Origin of the sequence: Bradyrhizobium huanghuaihaiense, from assembly GCF_025200885.1 — a bacterium.
GTDB classification, from domain to species: Bacteria; Pseudomonadota; Alphaproteobacteria; order Rhizobiales; family Xanthobacteraceae; genus Bradyrhizobium; species Bradyrhizobium huanghuaihaiense.
Genome location: NZ_CP104172.1, coordinates 8352683 through 8372439 on the forward strand (window position 1 = coordinate 8352683; position 19757 = coordinate 8372439).

The following is a 19757-nucleotide window of genomic DNA, read 5'->3' on the forward strand; positions in this document are numbered from 1 at the left end:
TTGCACCTTCGATCTGCGCTCTGTGTTAAGTGAAACATTCAGCTTTTGACGAACGTACAATGGGCGCAGGGGGCCTCTCAACCTGCGGCATCCTCCAGCATTGACCTCGGCGCGATCTTAATCCGATCCACATTCTAGTCATGAGGCAGAGGACTTATTTCGACCAGCATCTTTCCCAAAACCGTACAGTCAACCACCGGCAGGCCCGTGTCACGCCGCACGGCTTCCGCCGCGATTGGAAAGCCGGTGCACTCAAATACCAAAGCTCCCACGCCGGGATTCGACTTTAAGAGACGCTTTACCGCCGTCGTCACGTCCTCAACGAGCTCAGCGGGTTCCGCATCAGGGACAGTTTGGCTCAAGCGATGCCAGGACTTGCTTCCTTCGATACCCACGATGGGGACATCTAGCTCTGCGGACGACCAGCCAGCAGCCACAAAGTGGTCCTCTCTTAGTTTGTTGGCATCGTAGGTAACAATTCCGACCTTGCGTCCGCGCGGAAGAGTTTTGGCGATAGAAGGCACCAGCAATAGGCTAGAGAGGGCAACGGGGATTGAAACCGCGCCGGCAACCTCCGTTTGATACAAATGAGCAAAACCGCAGTTCGCCATTATCGCGGCGACACCTTGGCTTTCCAACTTGCGGGCACACTCGACATAGTTACTCGTGACGGATCTATCGCCATCGGTCACCCTCTTGGTAGTCGCGCCCATGACCTTAATGCGCTTGATCGGAAACTGAAATGTCCCGGGACCCGCCAAGAACCCGGGTCGCGTAATCGGCTCGTTTTCGAGCTCTAGAATGCCCAGTGTCTTTTTGACCATGTTGCTTCCCGCAAGATTCGTTCCGTGATGCTCAGTCGGCAACTTTTGATGCGGCAAATTAAAGTTGGAAAAGCTGACGTGGTGCGCGTGTTAAAACTTCAACGCCGGAATCTGTCACCCGAATCGTTTCGCTAATCTCATAACCAAACTCCTCTTCTACCCAGTTGCCCATCATCAAGTGGAAGGTCATGTTGGGCTTCAGCTCTGTCATGTCGCCAATTCCGAAGCTTGCTGTCGGCTCTATCCATGCTGAAGTCTGACTCTCAATACCGATCGCGTAACCGCAACGCGACTCCTTCTTGAAGCCATGTTTTTCGATCGCGCGATAGACGACTTCGGCGACATCGCTGCACGTGCGCCCCGGCCGGATGACGTTCAGCGCGACTTCAATACCGGCAGCGTGCGCCTCATTTAGGCGGCGCAGGTGGTCGGACGGAGCGCCGATCGAAAAGCTGCGCATGAGCGCAGCCATGTACTGGTGGCGATTGCCGCTTACTTCCATATCAATCTGTGAGCCGTCGCGAAAGACGTCCTCGCTCCACAGAATGTGGGGCGTACAGACGCGAGGCGAAGACTTCATCAAGAGCGGCCGCAATCCGGTTGCAGGTGGAACGCCTTCTGCACCGCGAACCTGCGCCGTCATGATCTCGGCCGCGGCATCCGCTTCCCGCACTCCCGGCCGAATTACTTCGGCCGCCCGCATGACAGCGGCATCAGCGAGGGCAGCAGCTTGCCGCATCATCTCTATCTCCAGATCGGACTTAACTCCCCGGATCCAGTCTACAGCTTTAGTACAGTCTACAATCTTCGCATTGGGCAATCGCGCCCTGAACTTCTCTGCTGCCTGCGCCGTCAGGTTGCCCAGTTCCAGGCCAACGCCCTGGCTTGTGACACCGAGATCGTGGAGAAAATCGATCACCGCGTCAAAGCCGTCTCTATCATGCTTTCCTACATAGCCTTCCGAGTAGCCGATCACTTTGTCATGCGAGAGGAACGATTGATGAAACGCTCCAGGCGCGCACATCCGCCGTACGATGAGGGTCGGCTCCTCTTCGCGGGTTGATACCACGAGCGCGTGCATGGCAAGCATCCGGGTGAAGTTACCCGTCAGGTAAGTGATGTTGGCCCAGCTGTTGATGACAAGCGCATCGACGTTGCGCCGTGCCATTTCTAATTTAACTAAGCCAAGACGGCGAAGGTACTCTGACCTGGGAAAGGCCTGAGGTGCTTTGCCAATTGCCATTGTCTTGCCTCCGTCGGGCTACTTGTTGCTGGAATTTGCGAAGGTTGATAGATCGGCATGCCCGCCAGATCGAGCGGAGTCCCCGCTCTGCCTAGGACTGGGCACTACATGAATGTTACCGGTCCACAGATACGGAATTCATCGATATCCGAGCTCATACGGAAGGAATTCCGCGTCTATGGACACAAGGTGAAGCTTTCAGACCTTTATGCCGACGCGAGGGACGTCGATGCAACCGCCCGCCGTCAGGTTGTCCCGAAGCGCAAATACCTGAGTCGATGGGAATGGGTTGGCGTGGTAGCCGGTTAGGTATTCAGGCTTAAGAGGATCGGGGACGGGCATCGATTTGTCGCTCGCTCGGCCACTCGCTCTTACGACCACCGGGTGAAATAGTTCAGGCATAGTTGTCACTAGGCACGATCGCCCCTGCCAGGCGGCATCTCTGCTTGGGTATGCGGGCCGGGCAGCCAGCGCCGTGTTCGGGTCGATCACGTCGTAGCGGCGCGACCACTGCGACACACAAATGACCGCCCTCAGGCAATCGTCGCCATCACCAAGCGCGAAAGGTTCGTGATGTCGTAGACGGGCAGTTTGGCAGCGCGGCGCATCAACGGGGCGACTAGGGGAAACGCCGTGCATTCGCACAGAATTGCCGAAACGTCCGGATGCGCGGCATGAACCCGCGCCACGCAGCCCATGACATCCGTCTGAAGTGCTTCGACGTCAGGCGGTGGTAAGGGACGTTTCATCGCATCGTTCAAGTACTTACCACCTTCGATGCCGTCTACGACGATCCTAGCGCGTTCGACCGGATCCTCTACTCCCAGCATGTCCTCGCCGCAATGCCGCGAGTAAGCCGTCAGGACGGCAAGTTTGGCAGCGGGCGGCAGCTGACGAAGCAAGGTAGGAATCAAGAGAAGGCTCGACAGCGCCACCGGGACATTCACAGCCGCGGCCACGGCCGCTTGGTGTCGGATAAAAAAGCCGCAGTTTGCGGTTATTGCGACGGCGCCTTGATCGATCAGCCGCCGGGCAGCTGCGATGCAAGCTGGCTCAAGCGATGGGTCGCCAGGGAGGACGATATCCGTCCAAGCCCCCGCGACAGTCTCCAATATGATTGGGAATTCGAACGTAGTTGGATTGATCAGCGAGCCTGGAAGCATCGGCCGCGCGCCGCCAGGAGGCAGCCCGCGTTCGAGGTCCAGTATTCCGAGAGAGCGCGGGGTCTGAGATGTCACTGATACGCTGACCGGAGAGCGAGGAGGTCTGCAAGATCGTCGACATATATACGCTATGTTGCACGCCCAATTCCTGTTAATTTGGGTCTTTGTGGCCGGAACTCTCCACCTGGACGAATTATACGGCGTTTCGCTGCAATTGGAGTCCAACTGGGCGAATTCCTCCCGACAGACGATTGGGCCTGGGAGCTGCGCAAGATCGCCCGCTCAGATCATTGCGGAGGGCTCAGCGCGGTCGCGCCGTCCATCAGCTTGGATGGAGCAACAACGGTCCTGGCCCTCGAGGTGTTAGTCAAGTTGGTCGATCGGTGACCGATGGGCACAATGAGTCTCTGCCTGCAACAATATGGGCGCCATACGTACCATCAGCTTCCAAGTAAATGTCGACTAGACCAGAGCGTGCGCTCCTGGTGATGCGATCGATGAGCGCATTCGCTCGCGAGGACAAATGACTTACTGGTCCGCCGCTACGAAGAGCGCCCAAACTCCTGGCGCAACATCTCCGAATGGGCTCCCCGAGCGGGCACTGGCCGCAGTGCCGGAGCTGTTTCTCCGTCAAAAATCGCGCCCGGCGCGATAACGTGAATTTGGCCTGCCGGCGTTGACACGGGTACTCGACGCAGATGTGGGTGCTTGGTTACATCCTCAATCTGATTCAGCCGTCCGTACGCAAGGCCGGCGGCTTCCAGCTCACGCATGGCATCGTGGCTAGACATTTTCCCAAACCAATCCATCACAATTTCATCCAGACTGGCCCTGTTGCGGATCCGGTCCATGTTGTCCGCGTAATCGGGATGGCGGATGAGTTCCGGTCGTTTAAGGAATTTGGTGCAGAAATTGACCCATTCGCGGTCGTTTTGAACGGAGAAGATGACCTCCTTACCGTCCGAACAGCGGTACGCCCCGTATGGTGCGAGAGAGGGGTGGTTTACGCCAGCGCGAGCGGTATGATAGCCGCTATAATCGAACTGAAGAACCGGAACGTTCATCCAGTCCGCGATAGCGTCAAACAGTGACACCTGAATGGCCGTTCCTTTCCCGGTTCGCGCCCTCAGAAGCAACGCCTCCAAGATGGCGTTGAGAGCGGTCATGCCGGCCGAAATATCACATACAGAGACCCCGACGCGCGCGGCGCCTTGCGCTGTTCCCGTGATCGCGCAAAGCCCAGTCTCTGCTTGCACGATTAAGTCATAGGCCTTCAAATGCGAGAATGCACCGCCATCACCGAAGCCGGAGATGTCGCAAGTTATCAAACGAGGATGGCGCTTGCGAAGATCCGCCGATCCGAATCCCAGTTTTGAGATGCTGCCCGGCTTAAGATTTTGAATGAAGACATCAGCCTGAGCGATCATCTCCGCGAGAGCTGCACGGTCTTGCTCAAGCGTGAGATCGAGACAGATAGAGTCTTTTCCGCGGTTCAACCAGACGAAATATGCGCTTTGGCCCTCAACGAGCTTATCGTAATTTCGCGCGAAATCGCCCTCGGGGCGTTCGACTTTGATGACACGCGCGCCAGCATCGGCAAGGCGGGAAGACGCATAAGGCGCTGCTACCGCCTGCTCGACGGCAACGACCGTGATACCTTCAAGTGCTTTCCTCATACGAATGACGCGCCAACATTCTGACGAGAGTTCTGCGACCGGCGGTAGCCAAGAATGGATAGCAGCCTGCTCTGCTCATTTCCAACGATGGATATGCCCTCGTCAACGCCCATCCCGGGTCTTGCGAGCACCATGTCAGCCTGTGTCGCCACTGCAATGTTGGCGGCCGCTCTTGCCGACAAGTCGGTTTCCGTGCAGCTACCGCCCAAATATGCGCCGACGCCGTTTTCCTTGCAGACCAACACCGCTCGAGCAGAGTCAGCGATCGAGCCCACATCAGGCATCTTGATCTGAATTATATGAGCAGCTTTTGCTTCCGCGAAGAGCCGGATGTCGTCAAGCGTGTTGCATTGCTCGTCAACGACCACCCGGGCTTCGGTGGCACGGCTGTCAAGAAGCGCAACGATCTTGGTGTACTCCTCGAGCTGAGCTTCAGTTGATCCGAAGTCCGCCGGGCATTCAATGTGAAGCCGGTATCCCGGCACGTCCTCCGCAACGCGCGAGATGAAATCGGCAATTTTCTCCGCTTGCATACCAATCTCGAGCCCGATCCAACCGTAAACGTCGAAATGCAAAACAGGGTGATATCCAGGCTGGCCGATTTCCTTTGTGCGTCTAACGACCCATTTGACGAAGTCGCGAAACTTCTCGCCGGAAGGGCCGAACTTTTCACGTGAGTTGATCAAGCCATGCGGAAGTACATCCACCGACTTAAGGATCATCTTGTCGACATTGATTTCTCTTGCATCCCCGCTCTGGGCGTATATTGGGACCGGCTTGTCCGGCAATGGCAGGTGATACTCGGCACAGATCATTTCGGCCAGCGTCCTGCGTGCAATATGCGCCGCGGCGCGCAGCAACGCTTGGCTCACACCATACTCAATGGCAAGGGGTAGGCGCTTGTTATCATGGAATGCGAGAACACGATCACAAGCCGTCAGGAAATTGGCAGCATCGCAGGCAAAAAGCCGCGGGATCACAACAGATTTGGTGAGTGCTTCGATTGTGTCTAACTGAAACACCGGGTCCCGACCGCCTGCGCCCGAGTATTGCACGTTCATCATGTCGCCCCACACGATCGTATCGTCGGACATGACGAGGCCGATGCTGAGCGAACGCGATGGCATGCGGATGGTCGTGAAACCCGGCGTCAGAGGCGCACCCAGATAGCGAAATCCGTCCTGAGCAGAGCCGGAGCGTATTGCAGCTTGATCGTCATAGAAGAAGCTACCGTTTCCGGGGGCCAGAATCACATCTTTTATCGTAGGAGAGTTTCTCATTGCGCCTCAATCCACGCAGCCATATCGACTGCCATTCACGCCGAAGAACCCACGTCCACGTGGGTCGTACGCTCCACCCGTAGACATTCGGCCGTAGCGTTTATGAACAGCCAGGGCTTCCGCCGGGAGAGGCGATTCGTTAAGCAACCGAATTGTACGAGGCACTCCGCGCTGAGAAGCACTTGGACTATTGCCGCACAAGTGCATCAGGACCACGCGTGTGTGTTCTTGATTTTCACTCTCATGAGACAGAAGCAGCTTTGATCCCGTTAACGAGCTTCAGGTTTTGGAATGCCCTCACGCCTTCCAATCCACCTTCGTACCCATAACCACTCTGTTTGACCCCAGCATTTGGCGCATCGGCAGACACACCCTTGAGGTGGTTCATGCTCACTGCTCCGGCCGCAAGGCTTCGGATCATCTTTTCTTGAATTGCAGGAGATCCGGTGAAGAAATAAGACGCAAGGCCATATTGGCTCCTATTCGCCTCCTCAATCGCTCCTTCAATGGTGTCGAAGGGGGCAACAGTAAGGATGGGTCCAAAGGGCTCTTCGTGAAGCACCTGTGACTCAGGATGGACGTTGCTTAGAATTGTAGGGGCCCAATAGAAGCCCGGTCGATCAAGGCGTTCCCCACCAGTTTCAACCTTCGCTCCGCGTTTGACAGCATCCTTCGTCAGCCGTTCCATCGCTTCAATGCGTCTCGCATTCGCCATTGGTCCCATGTCTGTCTCAGGATCATCGGGCGCCCCCACCCTGATCTTTTCTGCCGCGTGAACAAGCTTGCAGAGAAACTCCCGGTAAATTGATCTTGCTACTAGAATGCGGCTTGGAGCATTGCAGCTTTGACCTGCACATTCAAACTTGTACTCCGATATTGCCCAGGCGGCCTTCGCGAGATCCGCGTCTTCAAAGACCACAACGGGGGAATGACCACCAAGCTCCAGAACGCATCGCTGCAGATTTTCTGCGGCCATTTTTGCCAGTTGTTTTCCGACCGGTGTGGAGCCCGTGAACGACAGAGCTCGAACAACAGGCGAGGCGAGCAGGCGTTCGGAGATCATAGGCGGATGTCCGAAGACCAGACTAACAACACCCGGCGGAATCCCTGCTTCCTGTAGCGCCTCGATCATATAGATCCCGGCGCTAGGCGTTTCCTCTGCCGCTTTCAGGATGACCGAACAGCCGGCAGCGAGCGAAGCGCCGAGCTTTCGTGCGTTGAGGACGGCCGGGTAATTCCAAGGCGTGAACGCGGCCACCACACCAACCGGTTCTGGTATGATGACCCGTTTTTCGTCTATCGAGAATGGAGCCGACGTTTTGGCAGCGTTGACACCATTCCACTCGAGCATTTCGACTGCGCGAGCATACTCCCCCTTCGCTTCCGCCAGCGTCTTACCTTGTTCCGCCGAAAGGGACGCCGCCGCAATTTCGATTTTGTCCGACAGGATTCGTGCAGCGCGGATGAGAAGCGCCCCCCGTTCCTCGGCCGGTGTATTCGACCACTGTAGCAGACCCGCCTGCGCGGAAGCCAATGCATCCTCAAGATCCGACGCCGAGGCGACAGCGACACGCCCGAGTTCATGCCCAGTGGCAGGATTGAGAAGAGGCAGATCGACGCCACCCCCGCCTGGGCGCCAACCACCATCGATAAAGAGTTTGCAGTTCGTGCTATCGGACATGCGTGCTCGCAGCTCTGCCGTTCGGTGCCTGTCTCGTTTGATCGTTTCGAGTTCAAGCGTACCGCTTGAACTCGCCCCTACGACCCAGCTTTTCTCTCGGTGCCCCATTCCCCGATGGTGATGAGCAGCCCACGACTTCAAGCGCGCGCAAGAAGCGGATGCTGCTCCATATCAGCTCTCACTGGAGGCGATCTGGGTAAGGTGGCCGAAGTATCCAACCACCATTTGCTAGACTTTTTCACCTTCGCGCACGAGCTCGTCCATCACGGAGCGGACGGCACTCTCGGCGATCGAAACAATGTCATCAACTTCCGCCTTGGTGATTACAAGCGGGGGAGCGAAGCCTAGGATGTCTCCATGCGGCATGGGGCGGGCAATAAGTCCCCGGTCACGGGCCGCCTTGGAGACGCGAGCACCGAATTTAAGAGACGCATCAAATCGCCTCTTCTTATCGCGATCGGCAACGAACTCGATGGCCCCCATCAGTCCGACCCCGCGCACTTCACCGACAATCGGCAACTGCGCAAACTTCTCCTTGAGTTGGGCTTGGAAGTAGGCGCCCACCTCGCGCGCATTAGCAGGAAGGTTCTCCTTTTCCACAATATCAAGAACGGCATTCGCCGTTGCCGCGCCGATCGGGTGACCCGAATATGTGTAGCCGTGCGAAAATGCGCCAACCTTGTCAGCACCGTCTTCGAACACTTTGTAAACCTTGTCCCCAACAATCGCGGCAGAGAGCGGGAAGTAGCCCGAAGTCAGCCCCTTCGCGATCGTTATCAGATCGGGCTCGATGCCGTAGTGCTCGGAGCCGAACATCGAGCCAGTGCGACCGAAGCCCGTGATTACCTCGTCGGCAATCAAGAGAACGTCGTGCTTCCTGAGCACAGCCTGGATCGCCTCCCAGTAGCCCACCGGAGGCGGCGTGATACCACCTGTGCCGAGCACCGGCTCGGCGATGAAGCCGCCCACGTTGTCCGGGCCGAGTCGCTCGATAAGCTGGTCCAGCTCGACAGCGCGACGGGCTGAGAACTCGCGCTCGGTCTCACCAGAAGCGCATCCCCAATAGTAATGCGGAGCGCCTGTGCGCACGATGTGCGGCAGCGGGAGATCCATATAGTCATGGTAGAAGCTCATGCCGGTCATCGATCCGGAAAGCACGCTGCAACCATGATAGCCGCGCTCTCGCGCGATGATCTTCTTCTTGTTGGGCCTACCTCGAAGATTGTTGTAGTACCAGACGAGCTTGGCCTGCGTCTCATTAGCATCCGAACCAGACATGCCGTAGAAGACCTTGCTCATTTTCCCTGGCGCCATCTTGACGAGACGGTCGGAGAGAATCGCCAGCTCGTCCGTGGTGTGCGCTGCGTAGCAGTGGTAGTACGCGAGACGGTAGGCCTGACGCGAGATGGCTTCGGCTACTTCGGTTCGACCATAGCCAACATTGACACAGTACATGCCGGCAAAGCCGTCGATGAGCTGATTGCCGCTGGCGTCCTGGATACGGATACCCTTACCGGTTTCAATGATCGTCGGCTCGCCCAGCTTACCCATCGCAAAGTCCTTGAGATGCGTGAAGGGATGCAGGACGCTGTTTTTGTCTTTTTCGCTAATTTCTTTGATATCGATTGCCATTGTGCACCACTCTCTGTTTAAGCTGCGAGGTCTGCAAAGCAGACGTATCGGGACTCAACGTAGTATGCGCCGATTCTTGATGGACGAGGTCGGCCACCTCCCTAGCTCCGGCAGCGGAGCGACCAACCAACATTCAGGCGATTATCACCCGCATTATATTCACCTAAGTTAGGACGCATGAGCCTGCCGGAGCTCGACATACAGACAAAGACTGCACGCCAACTTTCCAATTCTCCGGCAGCCACGAGACGCGCATCAGCGAAGGGAAGGATAGGCACAGTCCGTCCTAGCTCATCTCCCGCTGCACTCAGCAAGCCTTCACTCACCTCCTGCAGCGCGAGAGCCGCCATGACGGACACTCCGCGCAGCCCCACTCCATCCGGCGGAGTGTGCACCGGCTGCTGAATAGTTCGAACGACCATCTTTAAGTCCGACTCGCCCCTTTTGTTGAAATGCCTATGCATTCAGGATACTGATGTGATGCACATATTTGCGTCGTATCTCCTGTCGTTCAGAAGATTTCCTGCATCGTATAGGCGATCGGCGCTGCGATTCACCCAAAGGCCGGAGCCGTTATGCAGTATGATCGAACAGACGCCCGCATCCTCGAGATCGTGCAGAAAAACAATCGTCTAACTTCCGAGGTGATTGGGGAGATGGCAGGACTTTCTGCTACTGCGTGTCAACGACGACTAAAGCGACTTCGTTCCGATGGCATCATTGAGGCCGATGTGTCTATCGTCTCGCCGAAAGCCGTAGGAAGACCTCTTCAGATGCTCGTGCTAGTGAGCCTTGAGCGAGAGCGCACGGATATCATCGATAGGTTTAAGAAAGCTATCAAATCGTCAGCTGAGGTCGTCAATGGATTTTATGTCACGGGCGATGCTGATTTTGTCCTGTACGTCACAGCGCGCACCATGGACGATTATGAGCAATTCACACGGCGCTTCTTCTATGAAAATCCAAACATCAAGGGGTTTAAGACGATGGTTATCGTAGATCGCGTAAAGGTGGGCTTTGCAATTCCAATCGAGCCTGCAGAGGATTAAGCAACGCTGGTTTCGGCATCTTGCTCCAGAGAGTGATGCGTTTGCGCGCGCTGTCACCGCTCACGCTCATAGAACGCGAAAACTCTGCAGTCGCGCTGCCGTATGGTTTGCTACTTTCAAGCTTCAAAGAGAACGAGCATCGCTGCTCATCGCTGCGACAACAAAGACAGCGAGATCTCAATGTGGCGGTCACGACGTCATGCAGTCGGCATACGCCTCCTCCAACTCAAGCGCCAGACGTAGGAGCGTGGTCTTCACGTGCTGCGATTCTGTTGCGAACACGGGACACTACGGCACTGCTGCGGATGATGATCCTGCTCCGCCCAAGCCTCTCACAACTTTCATAGGTATGCACGCCCGAAGCTAGGTTGAGTTCACGCGTGCAAGGAGGCAAGCACCAATCCAGACTTGCCCTCGCTCTCAAACGCGAGGTGCGCCAACGAATATGAAAAGTACTTGCGGAATATGAAAAGTACTTGCGCTCGCGATAAGATTCACATGGCACATCTGGTCCGAAAATCAGGCTCTAGAGGCGAAGTCGAGAGCAATGATCGATCCGCTCAGACCACAAACATTCAGCTCCGACGCTATCTTTGCTCCGTTGCGCTTTCGGACCTACCGACGTGTCTGGCTTGCCAGCCTGCTGGCCAATTTTTGGCATCCTCATGCAAGGCGTCGGAGCGGCTTGGGCAATGACCCAGATGGCGTCGTCCGCGAACCAGGTCGCACTGGTGCAGACGGCGCTCCTGCTGCCGATAATGCTGATTGCGATGCCAGCTGGGGCTATTGCTGACATGCACGATCGTCGCGTCGTGGCTTTGGTTGCGCTCTCGATTGAGCTTTGCGGCGCAGTCGCACTGACTGTACTCGAATGGTCAGGTTTCACCACGCCATTTGTATTGCACCTACTTTGCTTTGTGATGGGCAGCGGCATGGCATTGAGGTGGGCCGGCTTGGCAATCCTCTGTCAGCGAGCAGGTGCCGCCCGCCTCGTTGCCGGCTGCGGTTGCGCTCAATGGGATAAGTTACAATATTGCGCGCAGCTTTGGTCCTGCAATCGGTGGTATTGTGGTTGCAATGGCGGGCGCAGTTGCAGCATTCGCGCTCAAACGCATGGTTCTACCTGCCACTGCTGATCGCACTATTCCTCGAAGTGTGTCGCCGAGCCATCGTGGCTGCCGCGCGAACAACTGGGTCACGCCATTGTCTCAGGCGTGCGCTATATTACCAACTCGCCGTCGATCAAAGATCGTGCTGACGCGCACGTGCTTAACCGGTGTGATAGGCGGTTCAATTTCAGCGCTGATGCCGCTTATCGCGCGCGAATATCGCGTCTCGCAGGAAAATGCGCGGGCGTTTCACAACGTCATGCGGGATGTGCAGCTATTGCGGCAACGCAACGGAGCCTATGGCTGGTCGATTGCGCGCGACATCGCCGACCCCGAACTATGGACCGAGCGCTATCACTGCCCGACTTGGCTAGACTATTTGCACCAACGCAATCGCTCGACCAAGTCGGAGCGCGCGCTAGACCGGCGCGCGGCGGCTTTCCATGCTGGTCCTGACCCGGTGCGCGTCCGCCGCATGCTGGAGCGCCCATTCGGATCAGTGCGGTGGAAAGAAGACGTGCCCGACTATGCTGCGTCCGAAATACGGCCCGACAATGGCTAACGCTATTCTCCACTACGGTTTCGGACTACGGCGAAACTCTCGAATCCGAGCTTCTGGATTCCGAGATAAGCCTAATGCACCGCGATCGTGTACTCGGGTTACGGACACATGTTCGATTTTCCAGGTATTCAAAGAATATCTTCGTACAAGCCCAGCAGCTGTGAGTGTGTGCAGCGACGCGGCCTGTCTCCTTTGATGAGTCGCACAGTTGGCATCACGCATGGCGAGCGCCCCTTTTTGTACGTACTTGATCTCCGCTTGCAGAAATCCGAGTGAGGACGCCACTAAGAAGGGGGGAGCACGCCGAAAGAGTGACCGCAAGTCAGGGAGGAAGCGTCCCAAGGAGGACCTCTGGGATCAGGCCGCCCCAGCGGCGGAATGGCGATGACAGCGGCAAGGCTGCTCTCGTCTTGGCTTGGCCTGGGCCAGGCGACCTCCCTTGCGCCGGTTTTCGTGACGATGTCGCGCGCACGATAAAGCCGTCCAGTTTCCGCCAGGCATCGTGTAGGCGTTCGGCGAGCAACTCACACTGCGCAAATACTCTATCGGTGAGCCTCGGAGATGGCCACCCAAGGGGTAAAGTGATGGTCTCGGTCCCAGGCGTATCGCTCTCCTTGGAGGCTCGGGCATGTGTCGCGCGCCGCCTTGATTCGCCGCTCTCTCATCCACGTCATGGCCCTAGCCTACAAGTACTCTCGTGCAATCGCGCCTCCCGGTCGCTGTAAACACCCGGCTGCGACTGGAGCCTTGGCCTTGTTGCACGCGACTACCTGCAGAACGTATTCAGCGAAATCTGTATATCGGCACTGACGGGCAACAGATGGCGTCTTATGCTCCACATTCCATCTGCATAGCAGGTCTGACCTGGGAGTCTTCGACGCAGAGCTACGACTCTCTTATGTAGCGCGCGTCGCCCCTTACCTCCACAATTTGTCAAGCCATCATTGGTTCTCGAAGTTCGAGGCATTGGCCAATACGATGCGGGTTTGACCTGCCAGCCGTCGTGCAGGCCAAAGCCCGGCTGAGTCTCTCTCGGTCACAGCCAAGTCGTAAATCGCTTTGATCAACGTTGCTTCCCCTTTAGTCGATGAATTTGATGCTATGAGGATAAGCGGAAACATTGATATAGCGATGCGTTATTTCCTCATCAACGGCGATGTCTTGTATCGCCACAATGCTCACCCACGTGCCGGACTCTTTATCAGCCCACACTCTTTGTGCATTTGGGTTCGCGGAGTGGTTCATTAGCGAACTCAAACCGAACACAACGTACCCCGTCAGATGCTCCGCCTTATTCCTTTCGTGCCGCACAAAGTAATACTCCAAGAGTCCCGTACGATCTAGCAGCTTGGCCGCAGCATGATCAAATCCCCAAGTAGGAGCGCGATCGATTACATCTCCGGTTTTGAACGCAATGTTTGCAAATACGCCGCGGCCCTTTCGTGGCACAGTTTTGACGTACAGCGCGTTACCGCGATCAAAGACCTTTTCTCCCATTGAGTGTGCCTTACTATTTTTGAACATTGATCGTTCCCTTCGTTCCATTCCTCACGACAGGTCGTTGTTCCGGTGATATCGAACGAAATTCTTGCCTTTCAGTCGACGTTCATTCAAGTTCGAGAGTGAAGAGTAGCTTATTATCCAGCGTCGGAGACCCGCCCAAGAAGGATAGCTCCCAATATGAGTGGGTGGCTTAGTTGCGTCGAGAGATTAGGATAAGTCACCGACAGGATGTAGCTCCGGGCAACACGGCTGAGGTGAGCGGACACTCTCTTCGGAATTGGGTGACGTATGAACCTCTCCTCCAAATGAGTGGACACTTGCAGTAGGCGCGTTGAACCCGGAGGTATCGAATGGAACGTCGGCGTCGGCCGTTTACCAGGGAGTATAAGCGGAAGGTTGTTGGGCTCGGGCTCGTCCTGTCGCACGGCGGCTCAGTTACATGGGTCGTCAAGGAACTGCGCTGCCGGATTCAGTGTTCGCCGGTGGTTGGGAGCCGGGGCTGGATCCGGTGTCGCGCATTGCGGCGTCCCACAACTCAGTGGGCTCTTCGGCACGTTCAATAGCACCTGATCTTTGGCAATCTAACGGCCGATGCCGCTCTTCCCGCGCGGCACTCGCCGGCAACAAACGGCACTCAATGGAATGCTCGGCGTCGATCTCACGGGATCCACGGATTATGACCGTCGCTCGCACTGAAGCTAGTCGGTGAATGCAGCTCAGATAAGGCGTGGTCAAGCCCCAAGCACTTCACGTTCTGGCTCTACCCCGCAACCGGCAACAAATTCTCTGGCTTTAGGTGTTATCTTCGCGGACAGGGAGATTCTCCAGTCGGGCGGCCGGTTGACAGCAACAACAACGGGCCAGCGATAAGGCCCTCGGAGCATTCTATCGCCGACTATTCTCACGTGCGAGTCGTCCGTTAACAAATGGGGTTAAGGGCGATTAGGTTTGCAAGGCGCGCCAAAGGACGATCAGGATAAAGCGCAAGAGCTCCCTGAGCCAGGCGAGGATGCGGCGGAAGTTGTGGCCGACGGCGGAGAGGATGACGTTGGCCGCATCGCCGGCGCGGCCTTTGAGGTAGCAGCGGCCAAGGTGACCATCGGCCTTCAGGTGTCCGATGACGGGTTCGATGGCGGAGCGGCGCCGCAGCTCGCGCTTGATGACACCGAAGATGCCGCCCTTCTGGCCAGCGATGAAGATTCGGCGGGGATTTTGTGCGTCGTGGTCGCGGTATCCTTTGTCGACTTAGGCCCGCTCGATCGCGCAGCCGGTGAGTGTCTCGGTGTAGTCGATGTCGGCGGCCAATCCGACAAGTAAACGACTTTTGGAGGTTGGGCGGTGAGCAAAGTCAACATCCCCGCTACTGGCCATGATTTAGGCTGCTCCAGAGAGGCACACTTTACAGTTCATCAACACTCAGGTGATTAGGTCACCTGTGTGCGTAGACGTTGGCTCCGTTCAGGCGCTGGAAATCCTCATCTCTTTCACCCCCGCGACCAAACTCCGTTGAGTACCCGAGTTCTAGGCGCGCCGTACGTCCGCCGTTAATTGATGAGTTTGCAGTCGTGAGGAGACTGGGAGCATTCGCTTCTCACCTCACGAGAGCCGGTGAAGATATGGGGTCCCTATTCAGTCACATTCGCTTCGTCTCTCTTCAGTTTATCGCAACGGTAGACTCGCTCCGAAGACGCTATTACGCATGCGTTAAGTTGAAGGCTGAAAGCGACCCGGCTCCCAGAGTATCTTAACGCCGTTCTCTACGCATGAGCTGCTGCCGGTTTGATGGACAGCGAGATTAGGTGTTTCATGAAGCCGGAGGTGGGCGATGAAGAGACGGAAGTTCAGTCGCGAGTTCAAGCTCGAGGCGGTCAAGCTGGTTAGGGAGCGTGGGGTGTCGGTGGCGCAGGCCGGGCGCGACCTGGATGTTCATGAGAACGTTCTGCGCAAATGGGTGAAAGAGTTCGGCTCCGATCCGGTGCAGGCCTTTCCCGGCCACGGGCAGATGAAGCCGGAGCAGCAGGAGATCGAGCGGTTGCGCCGTGAGGTCGCCAGGTTGAAGGCCGAGCGGGATGTCCTAAAAAGGCCGCAGCCTTCTTCGCGAAGGAAGCGACATGAAGTTCGTCTTCATCGCGAAGCACCGGGCGATCTGGCCGGTGGCATGGCTATGCGATGCGCTGGGTGTCGCGGTCGGGCTTCCATGCCTGGCTGAATCGCTCGCCCAGCGCCAGATCCCGCAGCGACGAAGAGCTCGGCGGCAAGGTGAAGGCCAGCTTCATGGCGAGCGACCGCACCTATGGTGCGCGCCGGGTGTGGCGTGATCTGCTCGCCGATGGGGCGGACTGTGGCCTGCACCAAATCGAACGGCTGATGCGCCTGCAAGGCTTGCGGGCGCGGCCGCGACGCCGGCGCTTGCCGAAGGACAGCGGCGATCAACAGCTCGAGACCGTGCCGGCGAACCTCCTTGACCGGCAGTTCGCCGCCGAGCGGCCGAACCAGAAGTGGATCGCCGACTTTACGTATCTCTGACGGCCGAGGGCTGACTCTACGTCGCAGCGGTGATCGACCTGTTCTCACGCCGGGTGGTGGGTTGGTCGATGAGCGCCGCCATGACAGCTCAGTTGGTAACCGATGCCCTGCTGATGGCCGTCTGGCGACGCGGCAAGCCGGACGCCCTGTTGCACCACTCCGACCAGGGCAGTCAGTACACCAGCGAGCAGTTCCAGCGCTTGATGGCCGACCACGGCATTCTCTGCAGCATGAGCCGTTCCGGCAACGCCTGGGACAACGCGGCGATGGAGAGCTTCTTCTCGTCGCTCAAGACCAAACGGACCGCCAACAAGATCTACCGAACCAGAGACGAGGCACGAGCCGATGTGTTCGACTATATGGAAAGATTTTACAACACGGTCCGCAGGCACTCGACCATCGGCTATCTCAGCCCGGTTGAGTTCGAGCGCAAGCTGGGATTAGCTTAACCTGGTGTCCATCAAACCGGCAGCAGCTCAGCATGCTGGTGGATCCTCGTGATCATCAGGCCAGCATATGCTCGGAGCCACGCGTTTCAATGTGTCTGCGCGCGTGCGGCAACGCTATCCAATTGAAGCCGGACATTCGATAGATAGAAGCCCTCCTCGCCACAATGTCAGACAGCATGGCCGCAGGTAGAGCCGTCCGTCCGTGCAAGCCCGACTTCAAGTCCACCAAAGGACCAAATCCGGTCTCGCAAACCCGAGAAAACAGTTCAGCAGAAGGCGAGGCTTCCCATTGCCTGCCTGTCGGGTCACCCCATGAACGTAGCCGCCGTCGATGAGCGCGATATCTCCTGCTTTGAGCTGAAAATCGTGATAAGGAAGGTCCTCAAGATAAGCAGTTGAAAAGGGATAGCCTGTAGTCTCCAGGCCTTGCGATTTTCGGTCACTCTCCGTCGGCTTATGGCTCCAGATGCGCAGATTGCCACCTTCATCGGGCATGCTGGGGTAAAAGTTTAGCGCTACAACCGTATTGTTCGCCACCGGCGGAATCTCGCTATCTTTTCCAGCCCATAGAACTTGGGCGACGTCGTCGTGGGGTTCTAAAGAATACATCCCTGTGCCAGACCAGCAGATGGCACGACAAAGATTAGCTTGACCGTGCTCCGAACGAGCCGGCCGCAACTCAATTTCCTGTTTGTGAAGCTCGCGTTTCAGCGCGTCGAATAGCGCGCGAACTGGATCTACCAGATCCGCAAAAAGGGCTTCCACGAAAGGACGCGCACTTTCCGACTCGGCTAAATAGGTGGCTGCATTCCTGCTGTAGTGCGATGCGCCGACATATTGGCCGGGAACGCCATCCTTGCGCTCCTTGAGACCGGGGTTTCGCTTAAAGTTCGTGGTAATCTCCTCGGCCAGCTCGGGACTGAATGCCTGCTTGATGTGCAGACCGGTGATCTCACCCTTGAGGACTGAGATGATCTCCCCAATCCTGATCGAGCCGGTTCGTTCTTTGGTCGTGATAAGAGAGATCGCTGGCACTTGAGACAGCTGGGCAGTTGCCATTGTCTTACTCCTGTATTGCCTGCTTGAGAATCGTGATGCCACGGTCGAGCTCGTCATCCGTGATTGTTATCGGCGGGAGCACTTTGATGACGTCTCGGTTTGGTCCCGAAGACTCGATCAGCAGTCCGTTTGCGAAAGCGACGTCGTGTGCGCGGTTGACAATCGCGCTTGAGCGACACTTGAGGCCTGCCATCAGACCGCGGCCTCGCTTTTCTTCAATGCAACTCGGCAATTTGGCGACGAGATCATCAAGACGTCGTTGCAGTTTGACAGCTGTCCGCTCGACGCCAGCAGTAAATTTGCTCTCTGACCACATTTTGCACATGGCGCCCGCGGACACGAAAGCAAGATTGTTGCCTCTAAACGTGCCGCTATGTTCTCCGGGTTTCCATATGTCTATGTCGGGGCGAATCAAAACGATGGAGAACGGATTTCCTGAACCGCTCAGGGACTTGGAAAGACAGACGATGTCGGGTTCGATTTTTGCGAATTCGAACGAGAAGAAATCACCTGTTCGGCCTGCTCCTGCTTGAATGTCGTCGACGATGAAAACTATGCCATAGTCACGACAAATTCGCTGAATTTCCTTTAGCCAACGTGCGGACGCAGTGTTCATGCCGCCCTCTGCCTGGATGGTCTCCAGAATGATTGCGGCGGGTTTTTCTATGCCGCTCCCGAGATCGCCCAGGACGTAGTCGATGTAACTCGCTGAATCGCAAGCTCCGTGTGCATAACCGTCGTAAGGGACGCGGATCACATCGTGGCGAGCCACGCCGCCGAGCTCCCTGGTAGAGGCTGAACCTGATACAGCCAGGGAGCCGAGTGACATTCCGTGGAACGCATTTGTGAAGGCCATGATACTGGAACGGCCGGTATATTTACGGGCCAGCGCAAGGGCCGCTTCGTTAGCGCTTGTGCCAGTCGGTCCAGGAAATTGTATTTTATACGAAAGGCCCCTCGGCTTCAGGATCGTATCAACAAATACTTCAATAAATTCACGTTTCGCCGCAGTTTGCATATCGAGTGACAAAAGAATGTTGCCGCCGGCGAGATAATCAATTGCCGGCGCAAGGATACTGGGATTGTTGTGCCCGTAGTTGAGTGCGCCGGACCCCACGAGGAAATCAATATAGCTCTTGCCGCCCTCGTCCCAAACCGTCGCCCCAAGCGCCCTCGTAAAGACAGTGGGAAACGACCGTCCATAGCGACGAACATTAGATTCATGAGCGGAGAAGACGTCGATATTCATCTTGGAGATCCGTGTGCATGCATCTCATTGAGCGATAGGGACTGAACACGTTTAGTTGGCGACAAATGTTCAGACTGTAGCGACCGGGTCATCATGATGCATTCCAGATCGTTGATTTCGTCGATTCACACCCTGGCGAGTTTTTATCCAAGAATGGCGAACAACGAACCTACTAGGCTGGGTAGTTTTTGTTGCAGAGACGCTGACCTCGCCCGCAACAGCTGGAACGGCCGACGTGGCACGAGCTTTTCAGTTGATTTCACACATCGGAACGGTGCGGTCATATATCTCCGGCCTTCGCGCGGCACATGGTGCTAGCCTTGAGCTAAACCAAATTTACGCGCTTGAGCGCATGGGGGCAGTAGCTTCACTCGTTTCGGGATTTCATCGCATGGTTCATCGCCTGTTGTTGAACATTGCCCTCTGCCGGCCTGCGCCGGTCAGATCGCCTTAGCCGTCACGCCCCCAAGACGCTCCGGCTGGCGGCTGAAGGGGCAGAGATCTGACCTTGCCCCCAAGTTTTATCCAGTCCTGAGTTCGCCCGGCTGTTGGATTTGCCCGGTTGGGCGGTGGTAGCGACGGGAGCTGGCGAGGAGCCCTCGGCCTAGCGCAGCGCCAAATCCCGGCGCGGATGGCAGGTGAAGGCGAACTCGGAGGGCGTCCTCCACCCTAGCTGCGAGTATGGTCGTGCGTCGTTGTAGTCGACCCGCCAGCATTCGAGCGCAAAGTTCTGTGCGTCAAGTTCAGCAAAA

Annotated in this window: 12 protein-coding genes and 4 pseudogenes; 4 read left to right on the top strand and 12 right to left on the bottom strand. The window is 56.7% G+C overall.

The features are described from left to right. Positions 1-134: 134 nt before the first annotated feature. From N2603_RS39115 to N2603_RS39145, 7 genes are all read right to left on the bottom strand, one after another. Complete coding sequence (locus N2603_RS39115; RefSeq protein ID WP_260386369.1) at positions 135-824, bottom strand: aspartate/glutamate racemase family protein; 690 nt, start codon at positions 822-824, stop codon at positions 135-137. Between the two features lie 58 nt (positions 825-882). Then, entirely contained in the window at positions 883-2067 is a 1185-nt protein-coding gene (locus tag N2603_RS39120) for a M24 family metallopeptidase (protein ID WP_260386370.1), read from the bottom strand. 533 nt (positions 2068-2600) lie between these two features. Continuing rightward, positions 2601-3230: an aspartate/glutamate racemase family protein gene (locus tag N2603_RS39125; protein ID WP_311740810.1), complete on the bottom strand. Its 630-nt coding sequence runs from the start codon at positions 3228-3230 to the stop codon at positions 2601-2603. 542 nt (positions 3231-3772) lie between these two features. Next, a complete protein-coding gene (locus tag N2603_RS39130; RefSeq protein WP_260386372.1) occupies positions 3773-4906 on the bottom strand; it encodes a CaiB/BaiF CoA transferase family protein in 1134 nt (377 codons plus the stop codon). After that, positions 4903-6186, bottom strand: a complete 1284-nt coding sequence (locus N2603_RS39135; protein WP_260386373.1) for a methylaspartate ammonia-lyase — start codon at positions 6184-6186, stop codon at positions 4903-4905. The genes N2603_RS39130 and N2603_RS39135 overlap by 4 nt, the downstream gene beginning before the upstream one ends. Before the next feature lie 241 nt (positions 6187-6427). Then, positions 6428-7867 (bottom strand): aldehyde dehydrogenase family protein, encoded by a 1440-nt coding sequence (locus N2603_RS39140; protein WP_260386374.1) that lies wholly within the window; start codon positions 7865-7867, stop codon positions 6428-6430. 228 nt (positions 7868-8095) lie between these two features. Continuing rightward, positions 8096-9499, bottom strand: coding sequence for an aminotransferase (locus N2603_RS39145; RefSeq protein WP_260386375.1), 1404 nt, complete (start codon positions 9497-9499; stop codon positions 8096-8098). 575 nt (positions 9500-10074) lie between these two features. On the opposite strand from N2603_RS39145, the gene N2603_RS39150 reads away from it, so the two are divergent. From N2603_RS39150 to N2603_RS39160, 3 genes and pseudogenes are all read left to right on the top strand, one after another. Beyond that, positions 10075-10548, top strand: coding sequence for an Lrp/AsnC family transcriptional regulator (locus tag N2603_RS39150; protein ID WP_260386376.1), 474 nt, complete (start codon positions 10075-10077; stop codon positions 10546-10548). Between the two features lie 701 nt (positions 10549-11249). After that, a pseudogene (locus N2603_RS39155) lies at positions 11250-11432 on the top strand (MFS transporter); the annotation flags it as partial. A gap of 94 nt (positions 11433-11526) precedes the next feature. After that, positions 11527-12219: an MFS transporter gene (locus tag N2603_RS39160; protein ID WP_260386377.1), complete on the top strand. Its 693-nt coding sequence runs from the start codon at positions 11527-11529 to the stop codon at positions 12217-12219. Positions 12220-13299: 1080 nt separating this feature from the next. On the opposite strand, the gene N2603_RS39165 is transcribed toward N2603_RS39160, so the two are convergent. Together N2603_RS39165 and N2603_RS39170 are read right to left on the bottom strand one after the other, a co-directional pair. Continuing rightward, a complete protein-coding gene (locus N2603_RS39165) occupies positions 13300-13743 on the bottom strand; it encodes an SET domain-containing protein-lysine N-methyltransferase (RefSeq protein ID WP_260386378.1) in 444 nt (147 codons plus the stop codon). Positions 13744-14664: 921 nt separating this feature from the next. Then, positions 14665-15015 (bottom strand): annotated as a pseudogene (locus N2603_RS39170) (transposase); the annotation flags it as partial. A 532-nt stretch (positions 15016-15547) separates the two neighbouring features. Between N2603_RS39170 and N2603_RS39175 the strand changes: the two are divergent. Beyond that, positions 15548-16697 (top strand): annotated as a pseudogene (locus N2603_RS39175) (IS3 family transposase). 216 nt (positions 16698-16913) lie between these two features. On the opposite strand, the gene N2603_RS39180 reads toward N2603_RS39175, so the two are convergent. From N2603_RS39180 to N2603_RS39190, 3 genes and pseudogenes are all read right to left on the bottom strand, one after another. Then, a complete protein-coding gene (locus N2603_RS39180) occupies positions 16914-17756 on the bottom strand; it encodes a 2OG-Fe(II)-dependent halogenase WelO5 family protein (protein WP_260386379.1) in 843 nt (280 codons plus the stop codon). Positions 17757-17760: 4 nt separating this feature from the next. Beyond that, on the bottom strand, positions 17761-19005 hold the full coding sequence (gene ectB / locus N2603_RS39185) for a diaminobutyrate--2-oxoglutarate transaminase (RefSeq protein WP_260386380.1): 1245 nt from the start codon (positions 19003-19005) through the stop codon (positions 17761-17763). Between the two features lie 521 nt (positions 19006-19526). Then, a pseudogene (locus tag N2603_RS39190) lies at positions 19527-19729 on the bottom strand (IS3 family transposase); the annotation flags it as partial. Positions 19730-19757: the final 28 nt, after the last annotated feature.